Here is a 17,840-nt window from a genome sequence, read left to right as displayed (position 1 = left end):
GAGTCAATTCACTATGCCGAAGAAGAACGACGCACCGGCCAGTTTCGAAACTGCGCTGAATGAACTGGAGCAAATCGTTACCCGTCTTGAGAGCGGCGATCTCCCGCTGGAAGAGGCGCTCAACGAATTCGAGCGTGGCGTGCAGCTGGCGCGCCAGGGGCAGGTCAAACTGCAGCAGGCCGAGCAGCGCGTGCAGATCCTGCTTTCCGACAGCGAAGACGCGAAAACCACGCCTTTCACACCGGACGCCGAGTAAATGGATTTTGCCAACGAGCTTCAGGCGCGTGTCGTACGCGCCAACGACGCCCTGCGCCGTTTTATTGCGCCACAGCCTTTTCAGAACACTCCACTGGTTGAAGCCATGCACTATGGCGCACTCTTGGGTGGAAAGCGCCTTCGCCCGTTCCTGGTCTACGCCACAGGCAATATGTTTGGCATCAGCGATAACACGCTGGACGCCCCGGCAGCCGCCGTTGAGTGCATCCACGCCTACTCGCTGATCCACGACGATCTCCCGGCCATGGACGACGACGATTTGCGTCGGGGTCAACCCACCTGCCATATCAAGTTTGGCGAGGCGAATGCCATTCTGGCGGGTGATGCCCTGCAGACGCTGGCGTTCTCGATTTTGAGCGACGCGCCGATGGCGGAAGTGGCCGACCGCGACCGCCTGGCGATGATCTCCGAGCTGGCAATGGCCAGCGGCGTGGCCGGCATGTGCGGCGGACAGGCGCTGGATCTTGAAGCGGAAGGACGTCAGGTTAATCTGGAACAGCTGGAGCGTATTCACCGCCATAAAACCGGGGCGTTGATTCGTTCCGCCGTTCGCCTGGGCGCGCTGAGCGCGGGTGAACAAGGGCGCAAAGCCCTGCCGATTCTGGACAGATACGCAGAAAGTATCGGTCTGGCGTTCCAGGTTCAGGATGACATTCTGGATGTGGTGGGCGATACTGCAACATTGGGTAAACGTCAGGGTGCGGACCAGCAGCTTGGCAAAAGTACCTACCCCGCCCTGCTGGGTCTTGAGCAAGCCCAACGTAAAGCCCGGGATCTGATTGACGATGCCCGCCAGTCGCTAAATGAACTGGCCGCGCAATCGCTGGATACCTCGGCACTGGAAGCGCTAGCGGACTATATAATCCAGCGTGATAAATAAACTATATATCTCGATGAGCCTTTGATGAGTTTTGATATTGCCAAATACCCGACACTGGCGTTAGTTGACTCCACCCAGGAGTTACGTCTGTTGCCGAAAGAGAGCCTGCCGAAGCTGTGCGACGAGCTGCGTCGCTACCTGCTCGACAGCGTAAGCCGCTCCAGCGGCCATTTCGCCTCCGGGCTTGGCACGGTAGAGCTGACCGTGGCGCTGCACTACGTCTATAACACGCCGTTCGATCAGCTCATCTGGGACGTGGGACACCAGGCCTATCCGCACAAAATTCTGACCGGACGTCGCGATAAAATTGGCACCATTCGTCAGAAAGGCGGCCTGCACCCGTTCCCGTGGCGCGGTGAGAGCGAGTATGACGTGCTGAGCGTCGGCCACTCCTCCACCTCCATTTCTGCGGGCATCGGTATTGCCGTTGCCGCCGAGAAAGAGAACAAGCAGCGCCGCACCGTCTGCGTGATTGGCGACGGCGCCATTACCGCCGGTATGGCCTTCGAAGCCATGAACCACGCGGGCGATATCAAGCCGGACATGCTGGTTATCCTCAACGATAACGAAATGTCGATCTCCGAGAACGTCGGCGCGCTGAACAACCATCTGGCCCAGCTGCTCTCCGGCAAGCTTTACTCCTCGCTGCGCGAAGGCGGCAAGAAAGTCTTCTCCGGCGTACCGCCGATTAAAGAGCTGCTCAAGCGTACCGAAGAACACATCAAAGGCATGGTGGTGCCGGGCACCCTGTTTGAAGAGCTGGGCTTTAACTATATTGGCCCGGTTGACGGTCACGACGTGCTGGGCCTGGTGACCACGCTCAAGAACATGCGCGACCTGAAAGGCCCGCAGTTCCTGCATATCATGACTAAAAAAGGGCGCGGTTACGAACCGGCGGAAAAAGATCCGATCACCTTCCACGCGGTACCGAAATTTGACCCGTCCAGCGGCTGTCTGCCAAAAAGCAGCGGCGGCATGCCGAGCTATTCCAAAATCTTCGGCGACTGGCTGTGCGAAACCGCAGCCAAAGACAACAAGCTGATGGCGGTGACGCCTGCCATGCGTGAAGGCTCCGGCATGGTGGACTTCTCCAGAAAATACCCTGACCAGTATTTTGACGTTGCCATTGCCGAGCAGCATGCGGTGACGTTTGCAGCGGGCCTCGCCATTGGCGGCTACAAGCCCGTTGTCGCTATCTATTCCACCTTTCTGCAGCGCGCCTACGATCAGGTGATCCACGACGTGGCGATTCAAAAGCTGCCGGTACTGTTTGCTATCGATCGTGCGGGCATCGTCGGTGCCGACGGCCAGACGCACCAGGGCGCGTTTGATCTGTCGTTCCTGCGCTGTATTCCGGATATGGTTGTCATGACGCCAAGCGACGAGAACGAATGTCGTCAGATGCTGTTTACCGGCTACCACTACCAGGATGGCCCAAGCGCCGTTCGCTACCCGCGCGGCAATGCGGTAGGCGTTGAGCTGCAGCCGCTGGAAAAACTGCCGATCGGTAAAGGTCTGGTTAAGCGTCGCGGTGAGAAAGTGGCGATCATGAACTTCGGCACGCTGATGCCCGAGGCCGCGAAAGCGGCTGAAGCGCTGAATGCCACCCTGGTGGACATGCGCTTTGTGAAGCCCCTCGATGAATCTCTGATCCTGAGTATGGCTGAGACCCACGACGTGCTGGTCACGCTGGAAGAAAACGCCATCATGGGCGGCGCGGGCAGCGGCGTGAATGAGGTGCTGATGGCGAACCGTAAAGCCGTGCCGGTGCTGAACCTCGGCCTGCCGGATCGCTTCATTCCGCAAGGTACTCAGGACGAAGCCCGTGCGGCGATTGGCCTGGACGCCGCCGGTATCGAAGCCAAAATCCGTACCTGGCTGGACTGACCCCTCCCCCTTTTCCGCTCCTGCTATGCTTAAACCTGGTGTTTAAACAGCAGGAGCGGAACCGTGCAATACACAACATTAGGAAAAACGGACCTTAAGGTTTCCCGACTTTGTCTGGGATGCATGACCTTTGGCGAGCCCGATCGGGGAAACCACGCCTGGACGCTGCCGGAAGAGAGCAGCCGTCCGATTATCAAACGCGCCATCGAGGGCGGCATTAACTTCTTTGACACCGCCAACAGCTACTCAGACGGCAGCAGCGAGGAAATTGTCGGCCGCGCCCTGCGCGATTTTGCCCGTCGTGATGACATCGTCGTCGCTACCAAGGTCTACTATCCGGTGGGGGATCTGGCTGAGGGCCTTTCTCGCGCGCAGATCCTGCGCTCCATTGATGACAGCCTCAGACGCCTGAACATGGATTACGTCGATCTGCTGCAAATTCACCGCTGGGATTACAACACGCCAGTCGAGGAGACGCTTGAAGCGCTGAATGATGTGGTCAAAGCCGGTAAAGCACGCTACATCGGCGCATCGTCTATGCACGCGTCGCAGTTTGCTCAGGCGCTGGATCTCCAGGCGCAGCACGGCTGGGCGCGCTTTGTCACCATGCAGGATCACTACAATCTGATCTATCGTGAAGAAGAACGCGAGATGCTGCCGCTATGCCATCAGGAGGGCGTGGCGGTGATCCCGTGGAGCCCGCTGGCGCGAGGCCGCCTGACCCGTCCATGGGGTGAAACCACGGCTCGGCTGGTATCGGATGAAGTGGGAAAAAATCTCTATGGCGGTACAGAAGCCAGCGATGCGCTGATTGCCGAACGTTTAGCCGGGATCGCCGACGATACCGGTGCAACCCGCGCTCAGGTGGCCCTGGCGTGGCTGCTGGGCAAGCGCGGGGTCGCAGCGCCGATTATTGGAACGTCGCGGGAAGAACAGCTTGATGAGCTGCTGAATGCGGTGGATATCACGCTGACGCCGGAGCAGGTTGCCGAGCTGGAAACACCGTATCAGCCCCACCCGGTGGTGGGGTTTAAGTAAACACTTGCCGGGTGACGGCTCCGCCTTACCCGGCCTACGATCGCACCCTGTTTGTAGGCCGGGTAAGCGCAGCGCCACCCGGCAATACAGAGCGCACAAACTCACGCGAAGTGATCGTACCCTTTCCAGTCGAGCGTTACCGGCGCACCTTCACGGACAAACTTCAGTCCTTCGCTCTCCGGCATGATCTGACCGATGCAGGTAAATTTCGCGCCGAGATGCGCTAACGCCACGTCCAGCGTTCCACGGTTGAGCTCAGGCACCGTGAAGCACAGTTCGTAGTCTTCGCCACCGGAGAGCGCCCAGCGAAGGGCCTGCTCAGGCTCCACATGGCGAAGCAGCTGCTCAGACAGCGGGAAGAGATCCAGGTCAACGCGCGCACCTACGCCGCTGGCCTTCAGGATATGCCCGAGATCCGAGATCAGCCCGTCAGAGAGATCGATAGCCGAGCTTGCCCGTTCGCGCAGCGCCTGGCCGTGCAAAATACGCGGCGTTGGCCGCAGATGGCGTTTCACCAGATACGCCGCGTCGTCAGCATCTTCAACCGTTAAACGATTCTGAAGGATCGCCAGCCCTGCCGCGCTGTCGCCCGGCGTACCGGTCACGTAGATCCAGTCGCCCGGTTTTGCACCTGAGCGCTTCAGCGCGCGGCCGAGCGGCACGTAGCCGTGGATCGCCAGCGTCATCGACAGCGGACCGGCAGTCGTATCGCCGCCAATCAGCTGCATATCGTAATAGCTAAGCTGCTCAAACAGCGCATCGCTAAAGGCTTCCAGCCAGGCTTCATCTACCTCTGGCAGGGTCAGAGCCAGCGTCAGCCACGCGGGATCGGCACCCATCGCCGCCAGATCGCTGACGTTAACCGCCAGGGCTTTATACGCCAGATCGGCAGGATCGATATCCGGTAAGAAATGACGGCCGCACACCAGGGTGTCGGTGCTGATTGCCAGCGTCTGTTTTTCGGGAATATTGAGAAGTGCACAGTCATCGCCAATGCCGGTTTCAACATCAAGACGAGAGGTTCTGACACGGTCGAAATAACGGGCAATCAGGGAGAATTCGCCGCATGCCATACGTTATGCCTCAGCAAATAAAAGAAAAAACCGGAGCCGCATTGCCCGTCAGGCAATGCAGAACTCCGGTTTGCGGATCACTTTTTGTGGGGACGGATCGCAGGTGCTGCTTTATCAAGTACGCCGTTTACAAACTTGTGGCTGTCTTCAGCGCCGAAGGTTTTCGCCAGCTCGATCGCTTCGTTGATGGCCACTTTATACGGCACATCATCACGTTTAGACAGCTCAAACAGCGCGATACGCAACACTGCTTTTTCCACCTGGCCCAGCTCTTCGAGCAGACGGGACAGGTATGGCTTCATCAGGCCATCGAGATACGCGCTATTAGTCGCCACTCCCGACAGCAGTTCGCGGAAGTACAGAACGTCAACGTCTTTTACGTCCTGTTCTGACAGGAACTGGTATTCAACATCAGCGATGTCGTTCTGGGACAACTGCCAGGAGTAAAGTGCCTGGACGGCACATTCACGGGCGCGGCGACGAGCAGCAGGTTTCACGGAATTCCCCTTACAAAAAAATCAGGCCTTGATGGCTTTCAATACATTGATCATTTCAAGCGCGGTCAGTGCAGCTTCTGCACCTTTGTTACCGGCTTTGGTGCCAGCACGTTCGATGGCTTGTTCAATACTTTCGGTGGTAAGCACGCCGAACGCGACAGGAATTTCAGCATCCTGCGCAACGTGTGCCAGACCGTTGCTTGCACCGCCCGCAACGTATTCGAAGTGCGCAGTGCCGCCACGAATAACGGTACCCAGCGCAATCACCGCGTCGTATTTACCGGTTTTCGCCAGCGCGCCCGCCGCCAGTGGCAGTTCGTAAGCGCCTGGAACCCAAACAACGGTAATGTTGTCATCTTTAACCTGGCCGATACGTTTCAGGGCGTCAATCGCACCTTCCAGCAGGCTGTCGTTGATGAAGTTGTTGAAACGCGCAATGGTGATGGCGACGCGAGCGTCCGGGGTAGCTACAGCAGCTTCAATAATGTTCATACTCTTCCTTTACGGGTTCATTTGGCCCCGCAGGGGGGCGGATTTTATCATAATACTTTGCGCACTGCTTCCCTATTTCAGGAGCAATTACGCTGTCGTTAAGTGGAGGCAGACATCCGGGCCTACCGGACGAATCTCGCTAAATTTGAGTTGCGGTGCGTCGGCCAGTTTTTCAAGGCCGGGCAGCACAAACAGGCCGCGCGCGTCGTGACCTAACAGTTTAGGCGCAACGTAAACAATCAGTTCATCCACCAGTCCGGCCTGTAAAAGCGCACCGGCGAGCGTTGGCCCCGCTTCAACCCAGATGCTGTTCACCTGCTGCTTGCCGAGCAGCATCATCAGCACCACCAGATCCAGATGACCGTTATGCTCCGGCACCATAATGCTGCGCACGCCTTCCGGCCATTCGCGCGCATCTTCTTTAGTGCGGGCAATCCAGGTTTCACCCGGCTGCTGCACGATGCGGTGCTCCGGCGTCACGCGGTTCTGGCTATCAATGATAATACGCAGCGGCTGGCGCAGGTTCTCCTGCGGGTACAGCGCCTGGGTATCGGCATTCAGTTCGTCCCAGCGCACGGTCATGGCCGGATCGTCAGCCTGAACGGTTTCACTGCTGGTGAGAATAGCATGGCTTTGCGCGCGAAGACGTTGCACATCGCGCCTTGCCTGTGGTGAGGTTACCCACTGGCTTTCGCCGTTTGCCATCGCCGTACGACCGTCCAGCGAGGCGCCCAGCTTGAGCTGAATATACGGGAACCCCGTGCGCATGCGCTTCAGAAAGCCTTTGTTGATCGCTTCCGCGTCCTGCATCATCAGCCCATGGCTGACGTCGATGCCTTCCTGCTGCAGGCGATACAGACCGCGTCCGGCAACCTGCGGATTCGGGTCCTGCATCGACGCGACCACGCGTGAAACGCCTGCCGCGATCAGCGCTTCGCAGCACGGCGGCGTACGCCCGTGATGGCTGCAGGGCTCCAGCGTGACGTAGGCTGTGGCGCCGCGCGCCTTCTCACCCGCCATGCGCAACGCATGAACCTCGGCATGCGGCTCGCCGGCACGATAGTGAAACCCCTCCCCCACGATCTCGCCATCTTTAACGATAACGCACCCGACGTTCGGGTTGGGATGGGTGGTAAAACGACCGCGCTGCGCCAGCTTCATGGCTCGCGCCATGTAAATCTCATCCTGCATGAGCTTAATCCTGTAAGCGGGCGATCTCTTCGCCAAACTCTTTGATGTCTTCGAAGCTGCGGTAGACCGAGGCGAAGCGGATATAGGCAACCTTATCGAGCTTTTTCAGCTGCTCCATCACCAGGTTACCGATCATTTTGCTCGGCACTTCACGCTCACCCAAACCACGAAGGTAAGATTTTATGTGGTTTAACGCCATCTCAACGTCATCCGCGCTGACGGGACGTTTTTCCAGGGCCTTCAGCATCCCGCTGCGCAGTTTCTCTTCGTTAAACGGCTCGCGCACGTCGTTGCTTTTCACCACGCGCGGCATTACCAGCTCTGCAACCTCAAAGGTCGTGAAACGCTCGTTGCACACCAGACACTGCCGACGACGGCGTACGGAGGACCCTTCGCCCACAAGACGAGAGTCGATGACTTTGGTATCCACAGCGGAGCAGAATGGGCAATGCATACGGTATCCCTGTTATGTGGTTAACTAATTTTCATTTTACCCTGATCTGGCCTGACAACAAAGGAAGAGCTTTTTGAGACAAAGGATCTATGTCTGACACGTCGAGTCTGGCTACCATTAAGGCGATCCGTTATTTCAAGGAAATAAACGCAATGACAAGACGTTACCTTAAAATTTTGCTGGTGGGGAGCCTCTTCACCCTTAGCGCCTGTGCACAGCAAACCGAAGTCCGTCAGATGAAACAGAGCGTGAACACGCTCAATGCGGCGATGGACAAACTGAACAAAGAAACGGTGAAGATCACCCAGCAAAACGCGCTAAACGCCAAATCCAGCAGCGGGGTTTATCTCCTGCCGGGAGCGAATACGCCTGCGCGTCTCAATAGTCAGATTGGCACGCTAAAAATGTCTCTGGTGAATGTGGCGGCGAATGCAAATGGTACTCGGGCAACATTACGCATTCAGGGCGAGTCCAACGATCCGTTGCCTGCCTTCAGTGGTACCGTCGAATGGGGACAGATCCAAGGCACCACGGAAAGCTACCAGGAGGTGAATGTTAACAGTCAGCTGTTCACCGCACCGGCCAGCGTGCTGGCTCCGAGCGATGTTGACATTCCGCTGCAGCTTAACGGACTCACTCCGGATCGGTTAGGTTTCATCCGCATTCACGATATCCAGCCCGCCGCGCAATAACCCTCCCTTTAGCGGAGTGAAATGTCACTCCGCTAACATTTACATTTCGTATGGATTGGCAACATAAATGATTGCCGCTACAATCCCGCCCGTTTAAAGTACGCAAACGTGAACGCAATCGATTACGCGTGTGAGAGATATGTGAAACAACACATATTTTTGTGAGCAGGGATTCCTATAATAGGCACCGCAGAAACACGAAATATTTAGAAACGCAATTCGCGCATTTTTCACTCCCGGAAGGGAATTTCAATCAGTGGCATGATTATGAAAAAAACATTACTCGCAGCCGGCGCCGTGCTGGCACTTTCTTCCTCTTTCACTGTTAACGCAGCGGAAAACGATAAACCACAATACCTCTCCGACTGGTGGCACCAGAGCGTTAACGTGGTCGGCAGCTACCACACGCGCTTTTCTCCAAAGCTGAACAACGACGTCTACCTGGAATACGAAGCGTTTGCTAAAAAAGACTGGTTTGATTTCTACGGCTACATCGATATTCCTAAGACTTTTGACTGGGGCAACGGCAACGATAAAGGTATCTGGTCAGACGGTTCCCCGATGTTCATGGAAATCGAACCGCGTTTCTCTATCGATAAGCTGACGGGCACTGACCTGAGTTTTGGTCCGTTCAAAGAATGGTACTTCGCCAACAACTATATCTACGATATGGGCGATAACAAAGGCAGCCGTCAGAGCACCTGGTACATGGGTCTGGGTACAGACATCGATACCGGTCTGCCTATGGGACTGTCTCTGAACGTGTACGCGAAATACCAGTGGCAGAACTATGGCGCTTCCAACGAAAACGAGTGGGATGGCTACCGTTTCAAAGTGAAATACTTTGTGCCAATCACTCAGGTTTGGGGTGGGCAGCTGACCTACATCGGCTTCACCAACTTCGACTGGGGCTCAGATCTGGGTGATGACAAGAACCGTACCAGCAACTCTATCGCGTCCAGCCACGTTCTGGCTCTGAACTACGATCACTGGCACTACTCCGTAGTCGCGCGTTATTTCCATAATGGCGGCCAGTGGAAAGGTGGAGATACCGTGAACTGGGGTGATGGTGACTTCACGTCAAAATCAACCGGTTGGGGTGGCTACCTGGTTGTAGGTTATAACTTCTAACCTGTTCGGGACTGTGCGGGCTGATGCCCTCACCCTGACCCTCTCCCACAGGGAGAGGGAACAAATACAAAAAACGGCAACATTCGTTGCCGTTTTACTTTTACCTCGCCGCCGGGCAAAAAAAGCCAGCTCAAGAGCTGGCTTTTTACTGCTTAACCTTCCGCAAAAAATCCGCCAGCGATCTGTCCGCACTCTCGCTAAACCGCCTCTCCATCTGCACAATATTGAGACAGCGGTCGAGCCGGAAACAGCGATAGTCGTCGCGCCGTTCGCACCACGCCGCCAGCATCCAGCGCTCCCCCCAGAAGAACAAGCCCAGCGGCTGAACCTCGCGCTTTGAGAGCTGTCCGGCTTCATCACGGTAATGCAGCGCCAGCACGCGCTGGGCGGAAATCGCCTGATGGATCATGTCAAAATCGCTGCGGGAGTGGCTTTGCATGCAAAAATCCGGGGCGTAGATCCGCGTCTGCTCCGCCTTTCGACGACTCTCCTCGGGCAGGATAGCCAGCACCTTCTCCTGAGCCGACTCCAGCTCGCGCGAAAGCGATTCCCCTCCCCAGGTTTTGAGCAGGCGAATCGCGACGATCAGCGCCTCTGACTCCTTATTTGTCAGCATCAGCGGCGGCAGGTCAAAACCCGACATCAGCCGATATCCGCTCCCCGCCTCACCTTCCACCGGCACGCCGGAAAGCGACAGATCGCGGATATCGCGGTAGACCGTGCGCTCGGACACGCCAAGCCGGTCCGCCAGATGCGCTGCCGTTGTCAGACGCCTGCCCCGCAGGATCTGCACAATCTGAAACAAACGGTCAGCGCGTCGGGTCATATCTTATTCCGCTCTCAGGCAGGTTGATGGAGGCCGACGCGGTTACCCTCGCTGTCGGTAAACAATGCGATAGTGCCAATGCCATGCGGCAGTTCCAGCGGGCCAAACACGCACTCGCCGCCCGCAGAGGCGATGCGATCGAGCGTGGCCGCCAGATTGTCAGTATGCAGGTAGATAATAGCGCCCTGCAAAGACGGTGTAACGCCGTCAAATTTTGCCAGTGCCCCGCCGGTATACGGATCCTCATGCGGGAAAACGGCCAGCTCCGCACAGTCCATTTTCTCGCGACGCAGCGCGAGCTGCATCACCGGCTCATAAAATTTGATGGCGCGATCCATATCCGCGACCGGAATTTCAAACCAGTTAATGACGCTTTTCATATATTCTCCTGCCTGTTGTTTGGGTTCAGAAGAAGTCTACGACAGGGCTCCTGACAGCATACTGTCAGGAGTGTTTGTCAGGAGCAGATAAAAAAAATCCCGGTCAACAGACCGGGATTTCGATAACGCGCTAAACCTCGCCTTACGGCAGAATGGACGGCTGATCCGCCCCTTCTTTCTCGACTTTCTGCTGGAGCAGGTGCTCGCGCTTCATGCCGAGTTTCAGTGCCAGAGCGGATGCGACGTAGATAGACGACGCCGTACCGATGGTGACACCAATCAGCATGGTCAGCGAGAAGCCTTCCAGTACCGGACCACCGAAGAGGAACAGCATCAGGATCACCATCAGGGTGGTACCGGATGTGATCAAGGTACGGTGCAGCGTCTGGGTCAACGACACGTTAAAGATTTCGTACGGCGTACCGCGACGGATCTTACGGAAGTTTTCACGGATACGGTCAGATACCACGATGCTGTCGTTCAGTGAGTAACCGATAACGGACATCAGGGATGCCACAATCGTCAGGTCAATCTCAATGTGGAACAGCGACAGTATGCCCATGGTGATCACCACGTCGTGCGCCAGAGCGATAACCACACCGGCCGCCAGTCGCCACTCAAAGCGGAAACCGACGTACACCAGGATGGAGATCAGCGCTACCAGCAGCGCCATCGCACCGGTCTGCGCCAGGTCAGCACCCACGCTTGGGCCGACGAACTCAATACGCTTGACCGCCGCGTTCTGGCTGGTTGTTTCGTTAATCACGCTAACAACCTTACTGCCCAGCTCCTGGCTGCCGTTGGCATCGTGCACCGGCGGCATACGCACCATGATGTCGCGGCTGCTGCCGAAGTTCTGCAGCAGCGGCTCTTCAAAGCCCGCTTTCTGCAGCGATTCGCGCATCTGGTCCATATCGACCGGTTTTTCCAGGGAGATCTCGATGACCGTACCGCCGGTGAAATCCAGACCCCAGTTAAAGCCTTTCACGCTCATAATGCCGATGGACAGAATCAGCAGGAAACCTGAAATGCCGAAGGCCCAGTAGTCCCAGCGCATAAAGTCCCAGACTTTACGGCCGTGGTTCAATTGTTCAACAGTATATTCCTGTGCCACAACGCACTCCTCAGATAGACAGCTTTTTGACGCGCTTGCCGCCGTACAGCAGGTTCACGATGGCACGGGTGCCGACAATAGCGGTAAACATTGACGTTGCGACACCGATACCGGTTGTAATCGCAAAGCCTTTGATCGCGCCAGTACCCACTGCATACAGGATAAGAACCTTAATCAGTGTTGTTACGTTCGCATCGAAGATGGAGCTGAACGCGCCTTTATAGCCTTCGTCAATCGCCTGCTGAATAGAGCGACCGTTGCTCAACTCTTCTTTTATACGTTCGTTAATCAGTACGTTGGCGTCGACCGCCACCGCAAGGGTAAGAACGATACCCGCAATGCCCGGCATGGTCAGCGTCGCCCCCGGCAGCAGGGACATAATGCCGATGATCAGCACCAGGTTGGCGATCAGCGCGGAGGTCGCAATCAGACCAAACTTCTTGTAGAAGAAGATCATGAAGAGGATTGAGACCACCAGACCGGCCAGACACGCTTCCAGACCCTGCTGGATGTTTTGCATACCCAGAGTTGGACCAATGGTACGTTCTTCAACAATCTGAATTGGCGCAATCAGCGCACCGGCACGCAGCAGCAGAGAAAGCTGACGCGCTTCGTTCGGGTTGTTGATACCGGTAATACGGAAGCTGTTACCCAGACGAGACTGGATGTTGGCGATGTTAATCACCTCTTCCTCTTTCACCAGCACCGCACGACCGTTTGCATCTTTCTTACCGCTGTCTTTGTACTCCACGAACAGGGTCGCCATCGGTTTGCCGATGTTGTCCTTGGTGAAGTTAGACATGATGTTACCACCCGCGCTATCCAGCGAGATGTTAACCTGCGGCTGGTTGTATTCGTCCTGGCTCGAGGTGGAGTCGGTGATGTGGTCACCGGTCAGAATCACGCGTTTGTACAGCACAACTGGCTGACCTTCGCGGGTCTGTTTCACTTCGGAGTCACCCGGAATACGCCCTGCGGCGGCAGCGGACTGATCGACGTTGGAGTTCACCAGACGGAATTCCAGGGTAGCAGTCGCACCCAGAATCTCTTTCGCACGCGCGGTATCCTGGATACCCGGCAGTTCAACCACGATACGGTCAGCACCCTGACGCTGTACCAGCGGCTCAGCCACGCCCAGCTGGTTTACACGGTTACGCAGAATATTGATGTTCTGCTGAACGGCATATTCACGCGCTTCTTTCAGACGCGCATCGGTCATCACCGCGCGCAGCTGGTTGCTGCCCTGAGAGGTGATCACCAGGTCACGGTGACGTTGAGTCAGGTAATCTACAGCCTGATCGCGCGCCGCGCTGTCGCGGAACGTGATGCTCATGCCGTAGTTATCTTCTTTACGCACGGTGGTGTAAGCGATGCCTTTATCACGCAGATCGCTGCGCAGGCTGTCGATATTCTGTTCCTGCAGCTTGCCAAGCGCGGTATCCATATCCACTTCCATCAGGAAGTGAACGCCGCCACGCAGGTCAAGACCGAGTTTCATTGGCTCTGCTTTCATCGCAGCCAGCCAACGCGGGGTTGCAGGGGCAAGGTTAAGCGCCACGACGTATTTGTCACCCAGCACGCCCATCAGCGCTTCGCGAGCGCGGAGCTGCGTGTCGGTGGTGTCGAAGCGAGCAAGAATTGCACCCTCTTCCAGAGCCACAGACTTAGCGGTAATTTTTTCTTCTTGTAACGTTTTCTGGACCTGGATCAGCGTTTGCTCACTGGCGGCGACACCGCGCGCGCCAGTGATTTGAACAGCCGGATCCTCACCATACAGGTTGGGAAGCGCGTACAGCAGGCCGACGAGAATCACGACGACCAGCATGATGTACTTCCACAAAGGATAACGGTTTAACACGGCAGTTCCCTTTGGGAAAAGTTGGGATTACAGCGCCTTCATGGTGCCTTTCGGCAGAACGGCAGCTACGAAGTCACGTTTGATGACCACTTCAGTGGTGTCGTTCAGGGCGATAGCAATGTAGCCGTTTTCAGCCACTTTGGTTACGCGACCCACCAGACCACCGTTAGTCAGTACTTCATCGCCTTTCGCAATGGAGTTCATCAGGTTTTTGTGCTCTTTGGTGCGCTTCTGCTGTGGACGCAGGATCATGAAGTAGAAGATCAGACCGAACACAACCAGCATCAGAATCAGAGACATCGGGCTGCCCTGCGCTGGAGCACCTGTTGCCGCTACCGCATCAGAAATAAAAAAGCTCATTCAAATTCCCTCATTATTAAAATTAATCAACGTTCAACGGTGGAACATCCCGCCCCTGACGTTGGTAGAAATCGGTCACGAAGCTCTCTAATTTACCCTCTTCGATAGCCTTACGTAAACCAGCCATTAAGCGCTGATAATAACGAAGATTATGAATGGTATTGAGACGCGCGCCCAAAATCTCGTTGCAACGATCGAGATGATGCAGATACGCGCGAGAATAATTGCGACAGGTATAGCAATCGCACTCGGAATCGAGCGGGCTGGTGTCACTCTTATGCTTCGCGTTACGGATTTTCACCACGCCATCGGTAACGAACAAATGGCCGTTACGCGCGTTGCGGGTTGGCATGACGCAGTCGAACATATCAATGCCGCGGCGTACGCCTTCAACCAGATCTTCTGGTTTACCCACGCCCATCAGGTATCGTGGTTTATCCGCCGGGATTTGCGGGCAGACATGCTCCAGAATGCGGTGCATGTCTTCCTTCGGTTCACCCACAGCCAAACCGCCGACAGCGTAGCCATCAAAACCTATCTCTACCAGACCTTTAACAGAGATATCGCGTAAATCTTCGTAAACGCTGCCCTGGATAATGCCGAACAGCGCATTTTTGTTCTGCAGGGAGTCAAAACGGTCACGGCTACGCTTCGCCCAGCGCAGAGACATCTCCATGGAGCGTTTTGCGTAATCCCAGTCGGCCGGATACGGCGTACATTCGTCGAAGATCATCACGATGTCAGAGCCGAGATCGTACTGAATCTCCATCGATTTTTCGGGATCGAGGAAAATCGGATCGCCGTTGATCGGGTTACGGAAGTGTACGCCCTGCTCGGTGATCTTGCGGATATCGCCCAGGCTGAAGACCTGGAAGCCGCCGGAGTCGGTCAGGATTGGGCCTTTCCACTGCATGAAATCGTGTAGGTCGCCGTGGAGCTTCATGATCTCCTGACCCGGACGCAGCCACAGGTGGAAGGTGTTGCCGAGGATAATCTGTGCGCCAGTGGCTTCTACTTCTTCCGGCGTCATCCCTTTGACGGTGCCGTACGTGCCCACAGGCATAAACGCGGGGGTTTCCACCACGCCGCGCTCAAACACCAGGCGACCGCGACGCGCGCGGCCATCGGTGGTATCGAGTTCAAATTTCATTTTTTCTCCGACGTCAGAAAAACAGTCCAACGTTGTAAAACGGTGCCGCGGACTTATTCCCCGACACGCTCATTCAAAGCCAGCGGATTGTACGTGATAAACATCGCGTCCCCGTAGCTAAAAAAGCGATATTTTTGTTCTACCGCAGACTTGTAGGCCGCCATCGTGTTCTGATAACCGGCAAATGCCGACACCAGCATAATCAGCGTTGATTCAGGCAGATGGAAGTTGGTCACCAGCGCGTCAATCACTTTGTACTGATAGCCCGGGTAGATAAAGATCTGCGTATCGCCAAAGAACGGCTCGATAAGATCGCTCTTCGCGGCTTGCGCGGCGCTCTCGAGTGAGCGCACGGACGTTGTACCGACCGCCACGACGCGGCTACCGCGCGCTTTCGCCGCCAGCACCGCGTCCACCACGTCCTGAGGCACTTCGGCATACTCAGAGTGCATGATGTGATCTTCAATGCTGTCCACGCGCACCGGCTGGAAGGTTCCCGCGCCGACGTGCAGCGTCACGAACGCCATCTCCACGCCCTTCGCGCGCAGTTTCTCCAGCAGCGGCTCATCAAAATGCAGGCCCGCGGTCGGCGCAGCGACGGCGCCAGGCTTCTGGCTGTAGACGGTCTGGTACAGCTCGCGGTCGGCCTCTTCGTCCGGACGCTCAATATACGGCGGCAGCGGCATGTGGCCGATGGCGTTCAGGATATCGAGCACCGTGCGTTCGTCATCGAACGCCACCTCAAACAGCGCATCGTGGCGCGCGGTCATGGTCGCTTTGATGCTCTCATCATCGCCCAGCAGCAGTTCAGCGCCCGGCTTCGGCGCCTTAGACGCGCGAATATGTGCCAGAATACGTTTATCATCGAGCATACGTTCGACCAGCACTTCAATCTTGCCGCCGCTGGCTTTACGGCCAAACAGGCGCGCCGGGATCACGCGGGTATTATTAAAGACCAGCAGATCGCCAGGGTTGAGCTTGTCGAGCAAATCGGTGAAAGTACCGTGCGTCAGCTCGCCCGTTGGCCCATCCAGTGACAGTAAGCGACAGCTGCTGCGCTCAGGCATGGGATAGTGAGCAATCAGGGATTCAGGTAGTTCAAAGGAGAAATCGGCGACGCGCATGACGTATACTCGTGACTTAAAAACAGGCGGCATAGTCTAGTGCTCACACCCTTTTGCTGCAACAACTAGCCGCCCCCGGACAAATAAAACGCATGAATTTTCTCGCTCACCTGCATCTCGCTCACCTCGCTGACAGCTCCCTGTCCGGCAATTTGCTGGCCGATTTCGTACGCGGCAACCCCGCTGAGGACTATTCCCCTGAGGTTGTCGACGGGATTTTTATGCACCGCCGCATCGACGTACTGACGGATAAGCTGCCGGAAGTGACGGAAGCCAAAGCGTGGTTTCGCCCTGAAACGCGCCGCGTTGCGCCGATCACGCTCGACGTGATGTGGGATCACTTTCTGTCGCGCCACTGGGAACAGCTGTCGCCGGAGATGCCCTTGCCGGCGTTTGTGCGCTATGCCCACCAGCAGGTGTCGATCATTCTGCCCGACTCGCCGCCGCGCTTTGTGAATCTGAATAACTATTTATGGTCGGAACGCTGGCTGGAGCGCTATCGCGAGATGGATTTCATCCAGAACGTGCTGAACGGGATGGCGAGCCGCCGACCGCGACTGGATGCGCTGCGGGATTCCTGGTATGACCTGGATGAACATTACGATGCCCTGGAAGCGCGTTTCTGGCAGTTTTACCCGCGGATGATGGTGCAGGCGAAAAACAAACAGCTCTGACAGAATTCACATTGATAGGTAAAAGCTGGCGGAACGATTGTCACCACCTCTTTGTCTTATCCATGAACACTCTCTATACTGGCTCGCGTTGCGTTCTAAATAACCTTAGTATCTACAGGAGAATCATATGGTTCTGGTAACTCGTCCGGCTCCGGATTTTACAGCTGCAGCAGTTCTGGGCAACGGTGAAATCGTTGAAAACTTCAACTTCAAACAGCATACCAACGGTAAAGCGACCGTTCTGTTCTTCTGGCCAATGGACTTCACTTTCGTTTGCCCGTCTGAGCTGATTGCCTTCGACAAACGTTATGAAGAATTCCAGAAGCGTGGCGTGGAAGTTGTTGGCGTCTCCTTCGACTCTGAATTTGTACACAACGCATGGCGTAACACCCCTGTCGACAAAGGCGGCATCGGTGCGGTGAAATACGCAATGGTTGCGGACATCAAACGCGAAATCCAGCAGGCTTACGGTATCGAACATCCGGACGCTGGCGTTGCGCTGCGTGGTTCCTTCCTGATCGACGCAAACGGCATCGTTCGTCACCAGGTTGTGAACGATCTGCCGCTGGGTCGTAACATCGACGAAATGCTGCGCATGGTTGACGCGCTGCAGTTCCACGAAGAGCACGGCGAAGTGTGCCCGGCTCAGTGGGAAAAAGGTAAAGAAGGCATGAACGCGTCTCCAGACGGCGTTGCTAAATACCTGTCTGAGAACGTATCCAGCCTGTAATCGGCACGGTTTA

General features: G+C 56.1%; 20 protein-coding genes. 8 read left to right on the top strand and 12 right to left on the bottom strand.

What is annotated here, in order from left to right:
• The first annotated feature begins 13 nt into the window (after positions 1–13).
• The 4 genes from xseB to LBF07_RS16170 all read left to right on the top strand — a co-directional run bounded on the left by xseB (position 14) and on the right by LBF07_RS16170 (position 4,081).
• Positions 14–256, top strand: coding sequence for an exodeoxyribonuclease VII small subunit (xseB, locus tag LBF07_RS16185; protein WP_045328337.1), 243 nt, complete (start codon positions 14–16; stop codon positions 254–256).
• On the top strand, positions 257–1,156 hold the full coding sequence (gene ispA, locus LBF07_RS16180) for a (2E,6E)-farnesyl diphosphate synthase (RefSeq protein ID WP_008503332.1): 900 nt from the start codon (positions 257–259) through the stop codon (positions 1,154–1,156).
• Positions 1,157–1,180: 24 nt separating this feature from the next.
• Positions 1,181–3,043 carry a 1-deoxy-D-xylulose-5-phosphate synthase gene (gene dxs / locus LBF07_RS16175; protein ID WP_094934760.1) on the top strand — a complete coding sequence of 621 codons (1,863 nt, stop codon included), beginning with the start codon at positions 1,181–1,183 and terminating at the stop codon, positions 3,041–3,043.
• Between the two features lie 63 nt (positions 3,044–3,106).
• Complete coding sequence (locus LBF07_RS16170) at positions 3,107–4,081, top strand: aldo/keto reductase (protein ID WP_094934761.1); 975 nt, start codon at positions 3,107–3,109, stop codon at positions 4,079–4,081.
• A 101-nt stretch (positions 4,082–4,182) separates the two neighbouring features.
• Here LBF07_RS16170 and thiL read toward each other — a convergent pair whose 3' ends face one another.
• The 5 genes from thiL to nrdR form a co-directional block, all read right to left on the bottom strand.
• Positions 4,183–5,154: a thiamine-phosphate kinase gene (thiL, locus tag LBF07_RS16165; protein WP_032661549.1), complete on the bottom strand. Its 972-nt coding sequence runs from the start codon at positions 5,152–5,154 to the stop codon at positions 4,183–4,185.
• Between the two features lie 77 nt (positions 5,155–5,231).
• Positions 5,232–5,651 carry a transcription antitermination factor NusB gene (gene nusB / locus LBF07_RS16160; protein WP_006809908.1) on the bottom strand — a complete coding sequence of 140 codons (420 nt, stop codon included), beginning with the start codon at positions 5,649–5,651 and terminating at the stop codon, positions 5,232–5,234.
• A 21-nt stretch (positions 5,652–5,672) separates the two neighbouring features.
• Entirely contained in the window at positions 5,673–6,143 is a 471-nt protein-coding gene (gene ribE, locus LBF07_RS16155) for a 6,7-dimethyl-8-ribityllumazine synthase (protein WP_006176874.1), read from the bottom strand.
• Positions 6,144–6,230: 87 nt separating this feature from the next.
• Positions 6,231–7,334 carry a bifunctional diaminohydroxyphosphoribosylaminopyrimidine deaminase/5-amino-6-(5-phosphoribosylamino)uracil reductase RibD gene (gene ribD, locus LBF07_RS16150; RefSeq protein ID WP_094934762.1) on the bottom strand — a complete coding sequence of 368 codons (1,104 nt, stop codon included), beginning with the start codon at positions 7,332–7,334 and terminating at the stop codon, positions 6,231–6,233.
• A gap of 4 nt (positions 7,335–7,338) precedes the next feature.
• Entirely contained in the window at positions 7,339–7,788 is a 450-nt protein-coding gene (gene nrdR / locus LBF07_RS16145; protein ID WP_008503337.1) for a transcriptional regulator NrdR, read from the bottom strand.
• A 152-nt stretch (positions 7,789–7,940) separates the two neighbouring features.
• Between nrdR and LBF07_RS16140 the strand changes: the two genes are divergently transcribed.
• Both LBF07_RS16140 and LBF07_RS16135 read left to right on the top strand, forming a co-directional pair.
• Positions 7,941–8,480, top strand: a complete 540-nt coding sequence (locus LBF07_RS16140) for a DUF3251 domain-containing protein (protein ID WP_033146491.1) — start codon at positions 7,941–7,943, stop codon at positions 8,478–8,480.
• Between the two features lie 267 nt (positions 8,481–8,747).
• A complete protein-coding gene (locus LBF07_RS16135; protein ID WP_028015691.1) occupies positions 8,748–9,611 on the top strand; it encodes a nucleoside-specific channel-forming protein Tsx in 864 nt (287 codons plus the stop codon).
• A gap of 145 nt (positions 9,612–9,756) precedes the next feature.
• Here LBF07_RS16135 and LBF07_RS16130 read toward each other — a convergent pair whose 3' ends face one another.
• The 7 genes from LBF07_RS16130 to queA form a co-directional block, all read right to left on the bottom strand.
• Entirely contained in the window at positions 9,757–10,437 is a 681-nt protein-coding gene (locus LBF07_RS16130) for a YafY family protein (protein ID WP_094934763.1), read from the bottom strand.
• Between the two features lie 14 nt (positions 10,438–10,451).
• Entirely contained in the window at positions 10,452–10,817 is a 366-nt protein-coding gene (locus tag LBF07_RS16125; protein WP_033144761.1) for a VOC family protein, read from the bottom strand.
• A 142-nt stretch (positions 10,818–10,959) separates the two neighbouring features.
• A complete protein-coding gene (gene secF, locus LBF07_RS16120) occupies positions 10,960–11,931 on the bottom strand; it encodes a protein translocase subunit SecF (protein WP_033144760.1) in 972 nt (323 codons plus the stop codon).
• A gap of 10 nt (positions 11,932–11,941) precedes the next feature.
• The gene (gene secD, locus LBF07_RS16115; RefSeq protein ID WP_071789390.1) at positions 11,942–13,789 is read right to left on the bottom strand and encodes a protein translocase subunit SecD; all 1,848 of its coding nucleotides are present in this window, start codon (positions 13,787–13,789) and stop codon (positions 11,942–11,944) included.
• 27 nt (positions 13,790–13,816) lie between these two features.
• Entirely contained in the window at positions 13,817–14,149 is a 333-nt protein-coding gene (gene yajC, locus LBF07_RS16110; RefSeq protein ID WP_003859109.1) for a preprotein translocase subunit YajC, read from the bottom strand.
• A gap of 22 nt (positions 14,150–14,171) precedes the next feature.
• Positions 14,172–15,299, bottom strand: a complete 1,128-nt coding sequence (tgt, locus tag LBF07_RS16105; protein WP_063439843.1) for a tRNA guanosine(34) transglycosylase Tgt — start codon at positions 15,297–15,299, stop codon at positions 14,172–14,174.
• 53 nt (positions 15,300–15,352) lie between these two features.
• The gene (gene queA, locus LBF07_RS16100; protein WP_087822092.1) at positions 15,353–16,423 is read right to left on the bottom strand and encodes a tRNA preQ1(34) S-adenosylmethionine ribosyltransferase-isomerase QueA; all 1,071 of its coding nucleotides are present in this window, start codon (positions 16,421–16,423) and stop codon (positions 15,353–15,355) included.
• A gap of 92 nt (positions 16,424–16,515) precedes the next feature.
• Between queA and acpH the strand changes: the two genes are divergently transcribed.
• Positions 16,516–17,097 (top strand): ACP phosphodiesterase, encoded by a 582-nt coding sequence (gene acpH / locus LBF07_RS16095; RefSeq protein WP_029741678.1) that lies wholly within the window; start codon positions 16,516–16,518, stop codon positions 17,095–17,097.
• A gap of 127 nt (positions 17,098–17,224) precedes the next feature.
• Entirely contained in the window at positions 17,225–17,827 is a 603-nt protein-coding gene (locus LBF07_RS16090) for a peroxiredoxin (RefSeq protein WP_014168840.1), read from the top strand.
• Positions 17,828–17,840: the final 13 nt, after the last annotated feature.

It is taken from the genome of Enterobacter cloacae complex sp. ECL352 (genome assembly GCF_020149545.1).
Taxonomy (GTDB): Bacteria; Pseudomonadota; Gammaproteobacteria; order Enterobacterales; family Enterobacteriaceae; genus Enterobacter; species Enterobacter asburiae_B.
The sequence above is the reverse complement of the archived record's forward strand: the minus strand, read 5'-3'. Positions and strand labels throughout refer to the sequence as shown.

Bases quoted from the DNA above. Each gene is read 5' to 3' on its own strand.
- ribD (WP_094934762.1), bottom strand. From the start codon at position 7,334: ATGCAGGATGAGATTTACATGGCGCGAGCCATGAAGCTGGCGCAGCGC.
- yajC (WP_003859109.1), bottom strand. From the start codon at position 14,149: ATGAGCTTTTTTATTTCTGATGCGGTAGCGGCAACAGGTGCTCCAGCG.
- LBF07_RS16090 (WP_014168840.1), top strand. From the start codon at position 17,225: ATGGTTCTGGTAACTCGTCCGGCTCCGGATTTTACAGCTGCAGCAGTT.
- nrdR (WP_008503337.1), bottom strand. From the start codon at position 7,788: ATGCATTGCCCATTCTGCTCCGCTGTGGATACCAAAGTCATCGACTCT.
- dxs (WP_094934760.1), top strand. From the start codon at position 1,181: ATGAGTTTTGATATTGCCAAATACCCGACACTGGCGTTAGTTGACTCC.
- LBF07_RS16135 (WP_028015691.1), top strand. From the start codon at position 8,748: ATGAAAAAAACATTACTCGCAGCCGGCGCCGTGCTGGCACTTTCTTCC.
- LBF07_RS16125 (WP_033144761.1), bottom strand. From the start codon at position 10,817: ATGAAAAGCGTCATTAACTGGTTTGAAATTCCGGTCGCGGATATGGAT.
- queA (WP_087822092.1), bottom strand. From the start codon at position 16,423: ATGCGCGTCGCCGATTTCTCCTTTGAACTACCTGAATCCCTGATTGCT.
- acpH (WP_029741678.1), top strand. From the start codon at position 16,516: ATGAATTTTCTCGCTCACCTGCATCTCGCTCACCTCGCTGACAGCTCC.
- xseB (WP_045328337.1), top strand. From the start codon at position 14: ATGCCGAAGAAGAACGACGCACCGGCCAGTTTCGAAACTGCGCTGAAT.
- tgt (WP_063439843.1), bottom strand. From the start codon at position 15,299: ATGAAATTTGAACTCGATACCACCGATGGCCGCGCGCGTCGCGGTCGC.
- ispA (WP_008503332.1), top strand. From the start codon at position 257: ATGGATTTTGCCAACGAGCTTCAGGCGCGTGTCGTACGCGCCAACGAC.
- LBF07_RS16130 (WP_094934763.1), bottom strand. From the start codon at position 10,437: ATGACCCGACGCGCTGACCGTTTGTTTCAGATTGTGCAGATCCTGCGG.
- LBF07_RS16140 (WP_033146491.1), top strand. From the start codon at position 7,941: ATGACAAGACGTTACCTTAAAATTTTGCTGGTGGGGAGCCTCTTCACC.
- ribE (WP_006176874.1), bottom strand. From the start codon at position 6,143: ATGAACATTATTGAAGCTGCTGTAGCTACCCCGGACGCTCGCGTCGCC.
- thiL (WP_032661549.1), bottom strand. From the start codon at position 5,154: ATGGCATGCGGCGAATTCTCCCTGATTGCCCGTTATTTCGACCGTGTC.